Below are 15,354 nucleotides of genomic sequence, written 5' to 3'. Positions count from 1 at the left end.
GCGAACGAAAAGGGTGCAGCATGACGACCACCGTGGCCACTGTGACCGAGGGGACGGACAGTCCCTACGCCCTGTCCCACCTGGACGCCCTGGAGTCGGAGGGTGTGCACATCTTCCGCGAGGTGGCGGGCGAGTTCGAGCGGCCGGTGATCCTTTTCTCCGGCGGCAAGGACTCCATCGTCATGCTGCACCTCGCGCTGAAGGCGTTCGCCCCCGCGGCGATCCCCTTCTCGCTCCTTCACGTCGACACCGGGCACAACTTCCCCGAGGTCATCGAGTACCGCGACCGCGTGGTCGCCGAGCACGGGCTTCGGCTGCATGTCGCCTCCGTGCAGGACTACATCGACGCGGGCAAGCTGCGCGAGCGCCCGGACGGGACGCGCAACCCGCTCCAGACCGTGCCGCTCACCGAGAAGATCCAGAGCGAGAAGTTCGACGCGGTCTTCGGCGGCGGACGACGGGACGAGGAGAAGGCCCGCGCCAAGGAGCGCGTGTTCTCCCTGCGCGACGAGTTCTCGCAGTGGGACCCGCGCCGCCAGCGCCCCGAGCTGTGGCAGCTCTACAACGGCCGCCACGCGCCCGGCGAGCACGTCCGCGTGTTCCCGCTGTCCAACTGGACCGAGCTGGACGTGTGGCAGTACATCGCCCGCGAGGGCATCGAGCTCCCCCAGATCTACTTCGCGCACGAGCGGGACGTGTTCCAGCGCTCGGGCATGTGGCTGACCGCCGGTGAGTGGGGCGGCCCCAAGGACGAGGAGACGGTGGAGAAGCGGCTGGTCCGCTACCGCACCGTCGGCGACATGTCCTGCACCGGCGCCGTCGACTCCGACGCCACCACGCTGGAGGCCGTCATCACCGAGATCGCCGCGTCCCGCCTGACCGAGCGTGGCGCCACCCGCGCCGACGACAAGATGTCCGAGGCCGCGATGGAAGACCGCAAGCGCGAGGGGTACTTCTAAACATGACCAGCACCACCGAACCCGACAAGGCGCAGCCGCTCTCCGCCGAGCAGCTTTCGGCCACCACCCTGCTGCGGTTCGCGACCGCGGGGTCCGTCGACGACGGCAAGTCCACACTGGTGGGACGCCTGTTGCACGACTCCAAGTCGGTCCTCACCGACCAGCTGGAGGCCGTGGAGCGCGTCTCGCTCGGCCGTGGCCAGGAGGCTCCCGACCTCGCGCTGCTCACCGACGGCCTGCGCGCCGAGCGCGAGCAGGGCATCACCATCGACGTCGCCTACCGCTACTTCGCGACGCCGCAGCGGCGGTTCATCCTCGCCGACACCCCGGGCCACGTGCAGTACACCCGGAACATGGTCACCGGCGCCTCGACGGCCGACCTCGCCGTCGTCCTCGTCGACGCCCGCAACGGCGTCATCGAGCAGACCCGCCGGCACGCCGCGGTCGCCGCGCTCCTGCGCGTCCCGCACGTGGTGCTCGCCGTGAACAAGATGGACCTCGTCGCCTACGAGGAGACCGTCTTCGCGAAGATCGCCGAGGAATTCACCGCGTACGCAAGCGAGTTGGGCGTCCCGGAGATCACCGCGATCCCGATCTCGGCGCTCGCCGGTGACAATGTCGTCGAGCCGTCCTCCAACATGGACTGGTACGGCGGCCCGACCGTCCTTGAGCACCTGGAGACGGTCCCGGTCAGCCACGACCTGACCTCCTGCCACGCGCGTCTGCCCGTCCAGTACGTGATCCGCCCGCAGACCGCCGAGCACCCCGACTACCGGGGCTACGCGGGACAGATCGCGGCGGGCACCTTCCGGGTCGGCGAGTCCGTGACCGTGCTCCCCTCGGGGCGTACGTCGAAGATCGCGGGCATCGACCTCCTGGGCAAGCAGGTGGACGTGGCCTGGACGCCGCAGTCCGTGACGCTGCTCCTGGAGAGCGACATCGACATCTCGCGCGGCGACCTGATCGTGCCGAGCGGCGACCAGCCGCAGACCTCGCAGGACCTCACGGCGACGGTCTGCCACGTCGCGGACACCGCGCTGAACGTGGGCCAGCGGGTGCTGCTCAAGCACACCACCCGCACGGTCAAGGCGATCGTCAAGGAGATCCCCTCGCGGCTCACCCTGGACGACCTCTCCCAGCACCCGGACCCGGGGAAGCTGGTCGCCAACGACATCGGCCGCGTCGTGATCCGCACCGCCGAGCCGATCGCGGTCGACTCGTACGCGGCTTCGCGCCGCACCGGTTCGTTCCTCCTGATCGACCCGGCGGACGGCACGACGCTCGCGGCGGGCATGGCGGGCGACGCGTTCGCCACCACGGAGACGGCCGAAGAGGCCAAGCCGGCGGCGGACGACGAGGGTTGGGACTTCTGACCATGACCTCCATCGACTATTTCTCGACCTTCGCGAAGGAGGGCGGCCGCGTCGGCAGCGGCGCCCTCGGCGCGGGGCAGGGCGGAGTCGGGCGATGTGCGTAGTGACGTACGCGCACCGCTTGCGCGCCCACACCCCCCGCGAGTTCCACCTGCGAAGACGAAAACCTGCCGATCTCCCGGCCACACCCTGACGGTGTGACCGCCGGGCCAACGAGAGGACCACCTCCCGTGCCTGCCAGCTTCCGCACTCCACGCACCACCGGCGGCCGCCGTGCCCTGGCCGCCGTCGCCGCCCTGCCGCTGCTCGCCGTAGTGCTCACGTCCTGCGGCTACGGGTCCGCATCGGACGACAAGGACGACAAGGCCCAGGTGGCCGCGGGTGCGAAGAAGATCGAGGGCCTCGACGAGGTGAAGATCGGGTACTTCCCGAACCTCACGCACGCCACCGCGCTCGTCGGCGACCAGGAGGGCCTGTTCCAGAAGGAACTGGGCGCGACGAAGGCGAAGTACACGCAGTTCAACGCGGGCCCGTCGGAGATCGAGGCGCTGAACTCGGAGTCGATCGACATCGGCTGGATCGGCCCCTCGCCCGCCATCAACGGCTACACCAAGGCCCAGGGCAAGAACCTGCGCATCATCGGTGGCTCGGCCTCCGGCGGCGTGAAGCTGGTGGTCAATCCCAAGAAGATCAAGTCCCTTGACGACGTCAAGGGCAAGAAGATCGCGACGCCCCAGCTCGGCAACACCCAGGACGTGGCCTTCCTCAACTGGGTCAAGGAAAAGGGCTGGAAGGTCGACGCGGAGAGCGGCAAGGGCGACGTCTCGGTGGTCCGCACCGACAACAAGATCACCCCTGACGCCTACCGGTCCGGCTCGATCGACGGTGCCTGGGTGCCGGAGCCGACCGCGTCGAAGCTGGTCGCCGAGGGCGGCAAGGCGATCCTCGACGAGGCCGATCTGTGGCCGGACAAGATGTTCGTGATCACGAACATCATCGTGTCGCAGAAGTTCCTCAAGGAGCACCCGAAGGTCGTCGAGGCCGTCCTGCGCGGTTCGGTGAAGACCAACCAGTGGATCAAGGACAACCCCGAGAAGGCGAAGGCCTCCGCCAACGCCGCCCTCAAGGAGGCGTCCGGCAAGGAGCTGCCCGCCGAGGTCATCGACCCGGCGTGGAAGTCCATCCAGACCACTGATGACCCGCTGGCCGCCACCCTCGACTCCGAGGCGAAGCACGCGGTCAAGGCGGGCCTCCTGGACAAGCCGAACCTCAAGGGCATCTACGACCTGAAGCCGCTGAACAAGATCCTGAAGGCCGAGGGCAAGCCTGCGGTCGACGACGCCGGTCTCGGCGTCAAGTAACCCCGGACATCGACCAGTTCCCAGGAGGTGACGACCATGGCGACGACCACCCTCGCCAAGGCGGCGGAGGACATCACGGCCGCCCCGCACGCAGCCCGGATCGAGCATGTCTCGAAGTCCTTCGCCACGCCCGCCGGGCAGCAGCTCGTCCTGGACGACATCACGCTCGATGTCGCTCCCGGCGAGTTCGTCACCCTCCTGGGAGCCTCGGGCTGCGGCAAGTCGACGCTGCTCAATCTGGTGGCCGGGCTCGACAAGCCGTCGGCGGGCGACATCGCCACCGACGGCCGCCCGGCCCTGATGTTCCAGGAGCACGCGCTGTTCCCGTGGCTGACCGCGGGCAAGAACATCGAGCTCGCCCTGAAGCTGCGCGGCGTCGCGAAGGCCGAGCGGCGCGAGCGGGCCGAGGAGCTGCTTGGCCTCGTACGGCTCCAAGGGGCGTACGGCAAGCGGGTGCACGAGCTGTCGGGCGGCATGCGCCAGCGCGTTGCGCTGGCCCGTGCCCTCGCGCAGGACAGCAAGATCCTGCTGATGGACGAGCCGTTCGCGGCGCTCGACGCGATCACGCGTGACGTCCTGCACGACGAGCTGACCCGCATCTGGCGCGAGACGAACGTCTCCGTCCTCTTCGTCACGCACAACGTGCGCGAGGCCGTCCGCCTCGCCGAGCGCGTCGTGCTCCTCTCGTCGCGTCCTGGCCGGGTGGCGCACGAGTGGCGGGTCGACATCCCGCACCCGCGCCGCATCGAGGACTCCGCCGTGGCGGAACTGTCCGTCGAGATCACCGAACAACTGCGTGGGGAGATCCGCCGACATGGCCAGCACTGACACTCCGGTCGACAAGGCCGAGAGGGACAGCAGCCAGGACCTGGCCGGCCTGGAGGCGGGCCTTGACGCCCTGGACGCGGTCCAGACCCGGCGTACGCCCTTCCGTCGGACCCTCGTCCAGAAGGTCCTGCCGCCGGTGACCGCCGTCCTGCTGGTCCTGGTGGTGTGGCAGGTCCTGGTGTGGACGAACGTCACCGACACCTACGTACTGCCGCCGCCCGGCGACGTCTGGCACGAGGTGCAGGACGCCTGGATGCAGGGCACGCTCCTGGAGTACATCTGGACGTCCGTGTCGCGCGGTCTGCTCGGCTTCCTGATGGCCCTCGCGATCGGTACGCCGCTCGGTCTGATCGTGGCCCGGGTGCGGTTCATCAGGGCCGCGATCGGCCCCATCCTGTCCGGACTTCAGTCGCTGCCGTCGGTGGCGTGGGTGCCGCCGGCCGTGATCTGGCTGGGTCTCAACGACCAGATGATGTACGCGGTGATCCTGCTCGGCGCGGTCCCCTCGATCGCCAACGGCCTGGTCGCGGGCGTCGATCAGGTGCCGCCGCTCTTCCTGCGGGCGGGCCGCACGCTGGGTGCGACGGGCCTGCGTCACACCTGGCACATCGTGATGCCTGCGGCGCTGCCCGGCTATCTGGCGGGTCTGAAGCAGGGCTGGGCGTTCTCGTGGCGGTCCTTGATGGCCGCGGAGATCATCGCGCAGTCGCCGGACCTGGGCATGGGCCTCGGCCAGCTCCTGGAGGCGGGCCGCACGAACAGCAGCATGGCGCAGGTGTTCTTCGCGATCCTCCTCATCCTCATCGTCGGCATCGCCATCGACCTGCTGATCTTCAGCCCCCTTGAGCGGCGCGTGCTGCGCAGCCGCGGACTTCTCGTGAGGAGCTGACCCACCATGTACGGCCGTCCCGTCCGCCCCGTCCTGTTCGTCGTCGCCCACGGCAGCCGCGATCCGCGGCATGCCGCGACGGTGCGCGCCCTGGTGCGCCGAGTGCGGGAACAGCGGCCGGGGCTGCGGGTGGAGACGGGCTTCCTGGACTTCAACTCGCCCTCGGTCCCCGAGGTCCTGGAGTCCCTGGACGCCGAGGGCGTACGTGACGTGATCGCGCTGCCGCTGCTCCTGACGCGAGCGTTCCACGCGAAGTCGGACATCCCGGCGGTCCTGAGCCAGGCACCGCCCCGCCTCCGCATCCGGCAGGCGGCGGTGCTCGGCCCCTCTCCCCTGCTCCTGACCGCCCTGGACCAGCGGCTGTACGAGGCGGGGCTCACCCCCGCCGACAAGTCCTCGACCGGGGTCGTGCTGGCCTCGGCGGGGTCATCGGACCCGGAGGCGATCGCAGTGATCGCTGAAATCGCGCGGGAGTGGCGGCACACCGGTTGGTGCGCCGTGCGGCCTGCGTTCGCCTCCGCATCTCTGCCCCGCACGGAGGACGCCGTGCGGGAGCTGCGCGCCCTGGGGGTGCGCAGGGTGGCGGTGGCTCCTTACGTCATCGCGCCCGGGTTCCTGCCGGACCGCATCGAGCGCGGGGCCGCCGAAGCGGACGTCACGGCCCAAGTGCTCGGCCCCTCGGCCGGGTTGGCGCGGCTGCTCGTACGGCGCTACGACGAGGCATGTGCCGCGAACGGTGTGGTCGGGCGGGTGGCGCGGGTTCCCGTGCTGGCCTAGTTTGTGGGTTCATGACCCTCTCCAGATCCCGCACGCTCTGGCTGCGGACCGAGCCCCTGCACGCAGTGATCTACTTCGAGGAGGGCTGCCGCGACCTCGGCCGGGCGCTCGGCCTCAAGGGTTTTTGGATGGGCTATTTCGCGGCCCGTACGGCTCCCATGGGCCCGGTCGAGTCGGGCGCGGCGACGGCCGCGCTAGGTGTCTTCGCCCCCGGCATGGTGGAGCGGGCCATTCCCTCCGCCTGGCAGTACGTGTCGCCGGGCCGGATCGTGGAGGAGCGCGCGGCCTACACGGCGCGGGCGCTGCGCGCGCTGGTCCCGGGCATCGAAGACCAGGCCGCCGCCCTGTGTCCGCCGCTCACGGCGATGGTCGAGGACGCCCCGTCGCTCGCCCGCCCGCTGTTCACGGCGAACCGCGACGTGAGCGAGCGCACCGACCCGGTGCAGCGGCTGTGGCAACTGGTCACCTGTGTGCGCGAGTTCAGGGGCGACGCTCATGTCGCCGCGCTCGCCGACCACGGCCTGGACGCCTGTGAGTCGCTGGTGCTCGCCGCCGCCACGGGCCGTGTGGACCAGGACACCATCCGGCACGACAGGGGGTGGGGCGAGCAGGAGTGGGCGCACGCGGTGGACCGGCTGCGCGGGCGCGGCCTGGTGGACGGGGACGGACACATCACCGAACACGGCCGTACGGAGCGCGAGTTGATCGAGGACGCCACGGACCGCCTGACGGCGCGCCTGCTGCGCCCGCTGGCCGCACGGGACGCGGACACGCTCCTGGCCGCGCTGGAACGACCGGTGCGGCAGATCCTGGCGGCGGGCGTCATCCCCTTCCCCAACCCGATCGGTCTTCCGCGGCCCGCGGATTAGTCAATCCAGTTGCCTAAGTGCCACTCCTGCCCCTACCGTCACGCCGATGACCCCCGTACTCCGCTCCGAGCGTCTGGTGCTGTCCCCCTATGTCGCCGCCGACGAGGAACAGTTCGTCTCGCTCCTCCAGGACGAGGCCGTGGGCCGCTGGTTCGGGGACGGGACGCAGAGCGTGGAGCAGACCCACGCGCTGTTCCGCCGGATCTTCGGCCTCGTGTACGCCGAGAACCAGTTCCCGGTCTGGGCGGTGCGGCACGAGGGGCGCTACATAGGCCACGCGGAGATAAAGCCGTCGCCGGAGAGGTGGCTCGACGGCCACGAGATCGTCTACGGGCTCTTCCGGGGCAGCTGGGGCATGGGCCTCGGCACGGAGCTGGCCCGCCTGCTCACCGCGTACGGCCATCAGACCCTCGCCCTGACCGAGGTGCACGCGACGGTGGACGCGGAGAACATCGCCTCCCTCACCGTCCTCAAGCGCCTCGGCTTCACCCAGGGCCGCGCGGTCCCGGAGGACAACGGCCGCACCACGCTCCTGATGACCTCGGTGCTCAGCTGAACCTCTCTTGTGCCCTCTCTTGTGCCCCGGCCACCAGGCCCAGGAGTTCGGTCACCGGCATCGACCCCGCGTCGCGCCGCTCCCGCGCGAACGCGTTCGCCACGCTCTGCAAGGCGTCGTTCACCGGCGTCGGCACTCCGTGCAGGCGGCCGAGCAGCGCGATCTCGCCGTTGAGGTAGTCCGCCTCGATGGTGCCCGTGCCCCGGCTCAGGCTCTGCCAGGACGAGCCGCCGCCGCGTTCCGAGCCGTCGAAGGGCTCGAAGCTGATGCGGTCGCCGCGGGCCTCCTTCTGCTCCTGTTCGCTCACCGCCTCGATGCCGGCGGCGGCGAGCACCGCCTCGCCCTCCGCGCGGGCCCTCCGGTAGAGCGCGATGGCCTCGCTGCCGGAGAGCACGCCCGTGACCGCCTCGATGGAGTTGGCCAGGTTGGCGAGCAGCTTCCCGTACTTCCAGCGCATCACGTCCGCCACGACGGGCGAGAGCAGCTTCGACTTCTCCAGGCCCGCGGAGATGAGACGGGCGGTGTCGTCCGTGCCCTTCGGGTAGCGGCCGATGTGCAGTATGCCCGTGTACGGGGCGCCCGCCGCGGAGACCGAGCCCGGCTCGACGTGAGTCGCGGGCAGCCAGACGCACATCGCGTACACCCGACGGAAGCGGCGCAGCGCGATGCGTTCGCTCTCCACGCCGTTCTGCGCACAGACCAGCGGAAGGACCTCGCCCGCCGTCCCGCCGCCCGCCACCGGGCGCCCGCTCCAGGCGTCGACGGCGGCCTCGCAGTCCTGTGTCTTCACGGCGAGGAACAGCACGTCGTCCGCCCGCAACTCGCCGAGTTCGGCGGGGCCTTGGACGACGGGAAGCCGGTGCGTCATCGTCCCGTCGGGCGTCCTGACCCGCAGGCCGCTCTCCCGCACCGCCTCGTAGTGCGCACCCCGCGCGACGAGGACCACGTCATGTCCGCTCTCGGCGAGGCGCCCGCCCACGGTGCCGCCGATCGCCCCTGCCCCGATGATGATGTAGCGCATGGATCCGAGCCTCGCACATGACACCGTAAAAAGATCAGGCCTCTGACGGCCCGTCCTCGCTGAACGGCGTTCCCTGGTGGAACCAGAGCAGCCATTCGCCCTCGCACAGCCGCCACAGTGAACTGCGGTGCGCCAGACGGCCGTTGCTCTCGGTGTCGAAAGTGAGGTGCACGACGTCGTCGGCGAGCTGCACGCCCCGCATCCGGGAGGTCATGATCGGGCGGGCCGTCCTGTTCGTGCTCTCGGTCAGGGCCTTGATGATGGACGCGCGGTCCCAGTGGGTGCCGGAGGTGCCGAACTCGGTGAACTCCGGGTGCAGCAGCTGCCCGAGCAGCTCGGGCGACGAGCGCACCTCGGGGGCGAGCAGGTGCAGTTCGGCCTCGATGGCCGCGTCGACGGCGGGCGTGCGGTCAGCCACGGTTCTGCTCCTGTGTCAGTTCCACCAGCTTGGCGACGGTGTTCCAGTTGCGGGTGGTGGCGATGACACCCTTGAACAGGGCGGGCCGCGATAGGACCTCGCCGAGTTTGGAGCGGCCGAGGCCGTCCGGCGCGTAGAGGTAGAGCGCCCGGTCGCCGAGCCGGAACTCCTCGGGGAGGAAGCCCGCCGGGTCGATCCGGTCGAGCCGGGACGCGTCGACCGGCTCGGAGAAGTACGTGACGTGCAGCTGCTTGCCTTCGAGTGAGGCCGCGGGGAAGGGGCAGGCGTCGGCGACCGCCTTCAAGTAGGCGCCGTCGCGCACCAGGACGTCCACGGTGAAGCCGAAGTGCCGCTCGATGGCTTCGCCCACCCTTGCGGCCAGGGCGTCCTCGTCGGTGGCCTCGCAGGTGAAGACCGCGTTTCCGCTCTGGAGATGGGTGCGTACGTCGCCGAGTCCCAGACCGGCGAGCAGCGGACGCAACTCCGCCATCGGCACTTTTCTGCTGCCGCCCACGTTGATGCCGCGCAGGAGCGCCGCGTATGCCTTGACCGTCATCCGCACACCATAGGACGGCCGCCGCGCCCCGTGGGGGTGGGCGCGGCGGCCGCCGGTTCAGTGGGTGTTACTCAAGGGAGTAACGAGAGGGTGCTTACTCGACGACCTTGAGCAGCTTGTTGGGCGTGCCCTCGCTCGGGTTCGAGATCTTGTCCGGCGTCGCGCCGTCGGTCAGCGCCTTGGCGACGGCGTCCGGCTTGGCGTCCGGGTGGGCGGCGACGTAGACGGCCGCGGCGCCCACGACGTGCGGGGTCGCCATCGACGTACCGGAGATGGTGTTGGTGGCGTCGTCACCGGTGTTCCAGGCGGACGTGATGTCCGAGCCCGGGGCGTAGATGTCCACGACCGAGCCGAAGTTGGAGAAGTCCGACTGCTCGTCGTCCTTGGTGGAGGAAGCGACCGTGATGGCCTCCTTCACGCGGGACGGCGAGCCCTGACCGGCGTCCGAGGACTCGTTGCCGGCCGCGACCGCGAAGGTGACGCCGGAGGCGATCGCCTTCTGGACCGCCGCGTCGAGCGCCTCGTCGGCGCCGCCGCCCAGGCTCATGTTGGCGACCGAGGGGCCCTCGTGGTTCTTGGTGACCCAGTCGATGCCCGCGACGACCTGCTCGGTGGTGCCGGAGCCCTGGTCGTCGAGGACGCGGACCGCGACGATCTTCGCCTTCTTGGCGACACCGTGCGCCTCACCGGCGATGGTGCCGGCGACGTGCGTGCCGTGGCCGTTGCCGTCGTCCGCGTTGTCGTCGTTGTCGATGGCGTCGAAGCCGGACTTGGCGCGGCCGCCGAAGTCCTTGTGGCTGACGCGGACACCGGTGTCGATGACGTACGCGGTGGCGCCCTCACCGGCCGCGTCCGGGTACGTGAACTTCTTGTCGCCCGCGGTGTCCGCCTGGTCGACGCGGTCCAGGCCCCACGACGGCGGGTTGTCCTGGGTGGCGTCGATGCTGAACTTCTTGGACTGGACGACCTTGCCGACGGCCGGGTCGGCGGCCAGGCGCTTGGCCTCGGTCTCGCTGAGGCTCTTGGCCGAGAAGCCGTTGATCGCGGACGAGTAGTTCCGCTTCAGCTCGCCGCCGTACTCCTCGGCGAGGTCGGACTTGGCGCCCTTGTCGGCCTTCTCGTCGAGCATGACGATGTAGCTGCCCGCGACGGCGCCCTTGGCGTCGGCTCCGTAGACCTTGCCCTCGGCGGGGGTTGCCGCGCCTGCGAACGAGGTGGCGAAGACGGTGACGCCTACCGCGGTGGCCGTGGCGGCTATCGCCGAGACGAGCTTCACCGAGCGTGCACGCTTGTGAGTTGCCATGAAGAGGGGTCTCCTCGTGGTGATGTGGGGGGATGTGGGGGGTTTTCAAAACTTCACTGCAACGCGCCTCGAGATCCGGAAGATCTCCGGGCGTTGGGACGAAACCATGTCTGATTGACGCGCGCAGATCAATACCTACATACACCTGTGACTTGTTCAACAAGGTTCTGTAATAACAAAACGGGCCCCCGTTGGCAGATCGGACACCGCGGGGCCGAATCCCTCAAGTCCTCATAGATGTAAGGGGCTTGTGACGCACCTCGAGCGCCGGGCGGGCTGGAGGTTCCAGCCCGCCCGGCGCTCGAGGACGGAAGTCGGCGAAGCCGGCGATCCTTACGCCGCGGCCAGGACCTTGCGCTCCTCGAAGGAGTCGATCGTCCGCGTGAAGTCCCGCGTCGAAAGCAGCAACTTGTAGATGATCGCCAGCTCGAAGACCAGGAGCAGCGCGCCGGAGACGATCGTCGCCGGGAGCACCACGTCGAACAGCGGGCCGATCATGAAGACGCCCATCTGGAACTCGATGCCGCTCACCAGGTGCGTACGGATCCGGTGGCGCAGCAGGAAGGAACGCGCCCGCAGATACGCGGGGAACTTGCCACGGAACTCCTGGTGCAGGTCGATGACCTGGCGCTTGGGCGCGGGCACCGGCGCCTCCGGGGCCTCGGGGACTCCCTGCTCCGACTGCGTCTTCTGGAGGTCCTGCTCGATGTCGGCCTCGGGGTTCTCCCGCAGCAGGTCCTCCATGAAGGCCAGCTCGGCCTCGTTCTCGGCCCGGCGGGCGGCCCTCATGCGGACCTTGATCTGCTTGCGCATGGTGTGCCGGATCTTGAAGATCTCAAGCCCGTTGATGTAACGCAGCGTGTCGAGGGCGACCACGGCGACCGCGGCCCAGATGTAGAAGGCGTCCCCGGTGCGGTGGAACTGGCCGCCCATCAGGGCCACCGCGCACGCCATCACGCGGATGCGGTCGAAGACGAAGTCGAGCCAGGCGCCGAACACCGAACCGGTGCCGGTGAGCCGGGCGACCTTGCCGTCCATGCAGTCGAGGATGAAGCTGAAGTGGTAGACGACGGCACCGACGACGAGCCACTGCCAGTCCCCCAGTGCGAAGAACCCCGCGGACACGAGCCCCAGCAAGAACGCGCCCCAGGTGATCTGGTTGGGCGTGATCCGGGTCCACTTCGCCGTCCACCGCACGAGCGGCGTGGCGACCGGATCGACCAGGATCACGGTCCACCACGCGTCGCGCTTCTTCTGGGTGATGCGGCGCACCTCGTCGAGGGGCGGTATGTCTCGTCGCATGGGGGTCAACTTCCTGGCGTTCGCGGAACGTTCACCTCACGCTAAGAAGGTATTGGTTCAAGGAACAAGAACCTGGCTGTGCAACCTTTGGCCGGGGGTAACGGTCAACCTTTCAGGACGAGTCAATACCCATGCCAGAACCACCCTGCGTTACCTGAGCGTTATCGAGCGACAGGTATGTAACAGAAACGCCCCGGGGTGCAACGGAAATCCCTCACGGAGCGTCACACCCCGCCGCCTTCGCGAGCTCCTCCTCGATCAGGTCCGCGGCCATCTTCGTACCGCCCTCCCCGGCCATCCCGGCCCGCACCTCGGCGAGGCGGCGCGCCACCTCCGGGTCGCCCGTCAGAGCGAGCACCGCCTCCCGCAGCGTCTGCGCGGCGGCCTCCTCCATCGGCAGATGCCGGGCAACGCCGAGCCCCTGGAGCATGTCCGCGTTGCCGAACTGGTCGACGGCCTGCGGCACCGCGACCATCGGCGTCCCGGTGGCGAGCCCTTCCTGGCTGCCGCCCGCACCCGCGTGCGTGATGAAGGCGTCGGCCTGCTTGAGGACCGCGAGCTGCGGCACCCACTGATGGACCTCCACGTTCCCGGGGATGTCCCCCAGTTCGCCCGGCTCGACGTGCTTGCCGACCTGGAGCACCACATGCCACCCGGGCAGGTCCCCGAACGCCTCGATACACGCGCGATAGAAGCCGGGCTGCTTGGTGAAGGACGAGCCGAGCGAGACGAGCAGCACCTTCTCCGCGCCGGCGGGGCGCTGCCAGTCGCCCTGCGCCGAGCGGTCGCCCTGGCAGGCGCCGACGAACGTGTGCACCGTCTCGTCGACCCGGTCGGCGTTCGGCTGGAGCGCCTTGGGGATCAGGACGAGCGAGCGCGGCGGGCGGCCGACGAAGGAATCGGGGTCCTGCGTGATCCCGTTCTCCTCCAGCCAGGCGCGGAAGCGCGCGAAGTAGGCCTGCCCGCGCTCGGTCTCCTTCAGCCCGGCGTACATCGGCTCGGCGACCTCTTCCTCGTACCCGTCCCAGGCGACCAGGTTCGGCGAGAGCGAGACCTCGGGCACGCCCCAGCGGCGGGCGAGCACGCGTGCGGGGTAGGAGGTGATGTCGTGCAGGACGAGGTCCGGTTCGTCACCTTCGTACGCGGCCGCCAGCTGCGGCAGCGTCTCGATCGCCTCGGTGAGGAACGGCTCGATGTTGTCGATCAGTTCGGTCCCCCAGGCCTCGGGGTCGTCGTCGGGGCCCGGCAGCGTCGTATCGAAGAGGACGGGCTCGGCGCCGGTCTCGGCGACCTTGTCGGCGAAGAGGTGCGGGATCGCGTACGTGACGCGGTGGCCGCGGGCGACGAGCTCGCGGATCACTTCGAGGCTCGGGTTGACGTGCCCGTGCGCGGCGATGGAGAACATGGCGATGTGGGCACGCTGGCGTGAGGTCATGCCCCGGACCATAAACGAGACGAGACGTCTCGTGCAACCTCTTTCAGTTCGGAGTCTTGCCTACTCGACCGTCGGGCCGCCGCGCGACGCGGCGTCGTTGTAGCGCAGCAGATACTCGGCGAACTTCTCCAGGTCCGGCCCGTCCCACTCACCGAGACGCTCCCGGAACGCGACCCGGCGCGCGTCGGTGACCTGCGCGAGCACCTCGATCCCCCGGTCGGTCAGGTGCAGCACGTGCACCCGGTGATCGGTCGGGTCGAGCCGCCGCTCCACGAGGCCGGACTTCTCCAGCGCGCCCACCTGCCTGCTGATCGTCGACTTGTCCAGCGTGTAGTGCGTCGCGAGGTCCGTGGCCCGGCATCCGCCCTGGTACTCGAGGTGACTCAGGAGCGTGTACGACACGAGCGAGAGCTCGGGGTGCATCCGCGCGGCGGTGGCGCGGGCCCGCCGGGCGAACGCCGTCATCTCCCGCTGAATGATCTCGATGGACCCGTCTCGGTCGGACCCGCCTTGGTCGAACCCGTCTCGGTCGGCCACGATTTCTCCCTCTCCGCGAATGGTTGTACAGTACAACACCGAGATTGAGTGTATAAGCCAACTATCGCGAGAGGTCTTCCGATGACCGCCACATCGGCGCCCGCCCACAAGGCAACCGCCGGCCCGGCAACCCCCTCCGGACCACTCCGTCATGTCCTCCTCCACCTCGTGACACCCCTGCTGATGTGCCTCGGCATGGGCCTCGCCTACATGGGCGCGTTCGTCACGCCGGAGCCGCACGACATGCCGATCGCCGTCGTCGGATCGGGCGAGCAGACGCAAGCCCTCGCGCAGACCGTCAAGGACAAGGCGGGCGACGCCCTCGATGTACGGACCGTCGGCTCCCGCGCGCAGGCAGTCGACGAGCTCAGGTCGATGGACATATCGGGGGCCTACGTCCCCGATGCCAAGACCCCCGAGGTGATCGTGGCCACCGCGGGCTCCGACATGAGCGCCATGGCGGTCGAGAAGATCTTCACGCCGGTGGCCGCCGGGCAGGGCGTACCGCTGAAGGTCACGGATGTGGCGGGCACGGTCGACGACGACCCCACGGGGCAGGGCCTGTTCTTCCTGCTCGTCGCGGTGAGCATCGGCTCGTACGCGTCGGTGGCGGCGCTGGGCGCCGCGGGGGCCGGGCTGCGGATGCGGGCCCGGGCCGGGCTCGTCGTCGGCGTCTCGTTCGCCGTGAGCCTGATCGGCGCGGCACTCGCCGGGCCCGTCTTCCACCTGGTGCACCAGGGCCTGTGGGGCGTGTGGGCCATGGCGTGGCTGTACGCGGCCGGCATCCTCTTCATCGGCGTCGGACTGCACACGTTCCTCAAGCGCTGGACGACGCTGACGATGATGGTCCTCTTCGTGATGCTCAACTTCACGTCCTCCGGCGGCCTTTTCAGGCCGGAACTCCAGAACGGCTTCTTCGGCTCCCTGCACGCCTTCTGGAACGGCGCCGGATTCGTCGAGGGCATCCGCAGCCACCTGTACTTCGGCGGTCATGAACTGGGCGGACACGTCTGGACGTTGGCGGCCTGGCTGCTCGCCGGTCTGGTGATCACCGGCATCGCGGCGCTCTGGGAGCGGTGTCAGCGGCCGGCGGTGATACCGGCCGCTGACACCAAGCAGGAGCAGCAGGAGGAGGAGATGGAGGAGTCGGTGGCGGTGTGACAGGGGCCG

The 15,354-nt window shown here is 69.5% G+C and carries 15 protein-coding genes and 1 pseudogene; 9 read left to right on the top strand and 7 right to left on the bottom strand.

Features of this window, described 5'->3' with window-relative positions; genetic code table 11:
- The first annotated feature begins 20 nt into the window (after positions 1 to 20).
- The 8 genes from cysD to ACWGI2_RS01615 all read left to right on the top strand — a co-directional run bounded on the left by cysD (position 21) and on the right by ACWGI2_RS01615 (position 7,612).
- Entirely contained in the window at positions 21 to 959 is a 939-nt protein-coding gene (gene cysD, locus ACWGI2_RS01650) for a sulfate adenylyltransferase subunit CysD (protein ID WP_453693035.1), read from the top strand.
- Between the two features lie 2 nt (positions 960 to 961).
- Positions 962 to 2,332 carry a sulfate adenylyltransferase subunit 1 gene (locus ACWGI2_RS01645; RefSeq protein ID WP_453693033.1) on the top strand — a complete coding sequence of 457 codons (1,371 nt, stop codon included), beginning with the start codon at positions 962 to 964 and terminating at the stop codon, positions 2,330 to 2,332.
- A gap of 230 nt (positions 2,333 to 2,562) precedes the next feature.
- Positions 2,563 to 3,693: an aliphatic sulfonate ABC transporter substrate-binding protein gene (locus ACWGI2_RS01640; protein WP_453693031.1), complete on the top strand. Its 1,131-nt coding sequence runs from the start codon at positions 2,563 to 2,565 to the stop codon at positions 3,691 to 3,693.
- Between the two features lie 36 nt (positions 3,694 to 3,729).
- The gene (locus tag ACWGI2_RS01635; protein WP_249587029.1) at positions 3,730 to 4,521 is read left to right on the top strand and encodes an ABC transporter ATP-binding protein; all 792 of its coding nucleotides are present in this window, start codon (positions 3,730 to 3,732) and stop codon (positions 4,519 to 4,521) included.
- The gene (locus ACWGI2_RS01630) at positions 4,508 to 5,410 is read left to right on the top strand and encodes an ABC transporter permease (RefSeq protein WP_453693029.1); all 903 of its coding nucleotides are present in this window, start codon (positions 4,508 to 4,510) and stop codon (positions 5,408 to 5,410) included. Before ACWGI2_RS01635 ends, ACWGI2_RS01630 begins: the two co-directional genes overlap by 14 nt.
- Positions 5,411 to 5,416: 6 nt before the next feature.
- Entirely contained in the window at positions 5,417 to 6,187 is a 771-nt protein-coding gene (locus ACWGI2_RS01625; protein WP_453394068.1) for a sirohydrochlorin chelatase, read from the top strand.
- 11 nt (positions 6,188 to 6,198) lie between these two features.
- Positions 6,199 to 7,056 carry an SCO6745 family protein gene (locus ACWGI2_RS01620; protein WP_453693027.1) on the top strand — a complete coding sequence of 286 codons (858 nt, stop codon included), beginning with the start codon at positions 6,199 to 6,201 and terminating at the stop codon, positions 7,054 to 7,056.
- 46 nt (positions 7,057 to 7,102) lie between these two features.
- Positions 7,103 to 7,612 carry a GNAT family N-acetyltransferase gene (locus ACWGI2_RS01615; protein WP_453693025.1) on the top strand — a complete coding sequence of 170 codons (510 nt, stop codon included), beginning with the start codon at positions 7,103 to 7,105 and terminating at the stop codon, positions 7,610 to 7,612.
- Here ACWGI2_RS01615 and ACWGI2_RS01610 read toward each other — a convergent pair.
- The 7 genes and pseudogenes from ACWGI2_RS01610 to ACWGI2_RS01580 all read right to left on the bottom strand — a co-directional run bounded on the left by ACWGI2_RS01610 (position 7,605) and on the right by ACWGI2_RS01580 (position 14,112).
- Positions 7,605 to 8,633, bottom strand: a complete 1,029-nt coding sequence (locus ACWGI2_RS01610; RefSeq protein ID WP_453693023.1) for a ketopantoate reductase family protein — start codon at positions 8,631 to 8,633, stop codon at positions 7,605 to 7,607. The genes ACWGI2_RS01615 and ACWGI2_RS01610 overlap by 8 nt on opposite strands.
- 34 nt (positions 8,634 to 8,667) lie before the next feature.
- The gene (locus ACWGI2_RS01605; RefSeq protein WP_453693021.1) at positions 8,668 to 9,051 is read right to left on the bottom strand and encodes a nuclear transport factor 2 family protein; all 384 of its coding nucleotides are present in this window, start codon (positions 9,049 to 9,051) and stop codon (positions 8,668 to 8,670) included.
- On the bottom strand, positions 9,044 to 9,607 hold the full coding sequence (locus ACWGI2_RS01600) for a DUF1697 domain-containing protein (protein WP_453693019.1): 564 nt from the start codon (positions 9,605 to 9,607) through the stop codon (positions 9,044 to 9,046). Before ACWGI2_RS01600 ends, ACWGI2_RS01605 begins: the two co-directional genes overlap by 8 nt.
- A gap of 94 nt (positions 9,608 to 9,701) precedes the next feature.
- On the bottom strand, positions 9,702 to 10,910 hold the full coding sequence (locus tag ACWGI2_RS01595) for a S8 family serine peptidase (RefSeq protein WP_453394062.1): 1,209 nt from the start codon (positions 10,908 to 10,910) through the stop codon (positions 9,702 to 9,704).
- A 333-nt stretch (positions 10,911 to 11,243) separates the two neighbouring features.
- Positions 11,244 to 12,212: a CDP-alcohol phosphatidyltransferase family protein gene (locus ACWGI2_RS01590; RefSeq protein ID WP_453693017.1), complete on the bottom strand. Its 969-nt coding sequence runs from the start codon at positions 12,210 to 12,212 to the stop codon at positions 11,244 to 11,246.
- A gap of 214 nt (positions 12,213 to 12,426) precedes the next feature.
- Positions 12,427 to 13,684: pseudogene (mgt, locus tag ACWGI2_RS01585) on the bottom strand (macrolide-inactivating glycosyltransferase).
- 23 nt (positions 13,685 to 13,707) lie between these two features.
- On the bottom strand, positions 13,708 to 14,112 hold the full coding sequence (locus tag ACWGI2_RS01580) for a MarR family winged helix-turn-helix transcriptional regulator (RefSeq protein WP_453394890.1): 405 nt from the start codon (positions 14,110 to 14,112) through the stop codon (positions 13,708 to 13,710).
- A gap of 153 nt (positions 14,113 to 14,265) precedes the next feature.
- Here ACWGI2_RS01580 and ACWGI2_RS01575 point away from each other — a divergent pair, with 153 nt between their 5' ends.
- A complete protein-coding gene (locus ACWGI2_RS01575; protein WP_453693015.1) occupies positions 14,266 to 15,345 on the top strand; it encodes a hypothetical protein in 1,080 nt (359 codons plus the stop codon).
- Positions 15,346 to 15,354 lie beyond the last annotated feature (9 nt).

This window comes from Streptomyces sp. NPDC054866, from assembly GCF_053610745.1.
This window is presented reverse-complemented; position numbering and strand designations above follow the sequence as displayed.

What these genes read in the sequence shown, in the direction of transcription:
- cysD (WP_453693035.1), top strand. Translation starts at nt 21, where the DNA reads ATGACGACCACCGTGGCCACTGTGACCGAGGGGACGGACAGTCCCTAC.
- ACWGI2_RS01645 (WP_453693033.1), top strand. Translation starts at nt 962, where the DNA reads ATGACCAGCACCACCGAACCCGACAAGGCGCAGCCGCTCTCCGCCGAG.
- ACWGI2_RS01635 (WP_249587029.1), top strand. Translation starts at nt 3,730, where the DNA reads ATGGCGACGACCACCCTCGCCAAGGCGGCGGAGGACATCACGGCCGCC.
- ACWGI2_RS01630 (WP_453693029.1), top strand. Translation starts at nt 4,508, where the DNA reads ATGGCCAGCACTGACACTCCGGTCGACAAGGCCGAGAGGGACAGCAGC.
- ACWGI2_RS01625 (WP_453394068.1), top strand. Translation starts at nt 5,417, where the DNA reads ATGTACGGCCGTCCCGTCCGCCCCGTCCTGTTCGTCGTCGCCCACGGC.
- ACWGI2_RS01620 (WP_453693027.1), top strand. Translation starts at nt 6,199, where the DNA reads ATGACCCTCTCCAGATCCCGCACGCTCTGGCTGCGGACCGAGCCCCTG.
- ACWGI2_RS01615 (WP_453693025.1), top strand. Translation starts at nt 7,103, where the DNA reads ATGACCCCCGTACTCCGCTCCGAGCGTCTGGTGCTGTCCCCCTATGTC.
- ACWGI2_RS01610 (WP_453693023.1), bottom strand. Translation starts at nt 8,633, where the DNA reads ATGCGCTACATCATCATCGGGGCAGGGGCGATCGGCGGCACCGTGGGC.
- ACWGI2_RS01600 (WP_453693019.1), bottom strand. Translation starts at nt 9,607, where the DNA reads ATGACGGTCAAGGCATACGCGGCGCTCCTGCGCGGCATCAACGTGGGC.
- ACWGI2_RS01595 (WP_453394062.1), bottom strand. Translation starts at nt 10,910, where the DNA reads ATGGCAACTCACAAGCGTGCACGCTCGGTGAAGCTCGTCTCGGCGATA.
- ACWGI2_RS01590 (WP_453693017.1), bottom strand. Translation starts at nt 12,212, where the DNA reads ATGCGACGAGACATACCGCCCCTCGACGAGGTGCGCCGCATCACCCAG.
- ACWGI2_RS01580 (WP_453394890.1), bottom strand. Translation starts at nt 14,112, where the DNA reads ATGACGGCGTTCGCCCGGCGGGCCCGCGCCACCGCCGCGCGGATGCAC.
- ACWGI2_RS01575 (WP_453693015.1), top strand. Translation starts at nt 14,266, where the DNA reads ATGACCGCCACATCGGCGCCCGCCCACAAGGCAACCGCCGGCCCGGCA.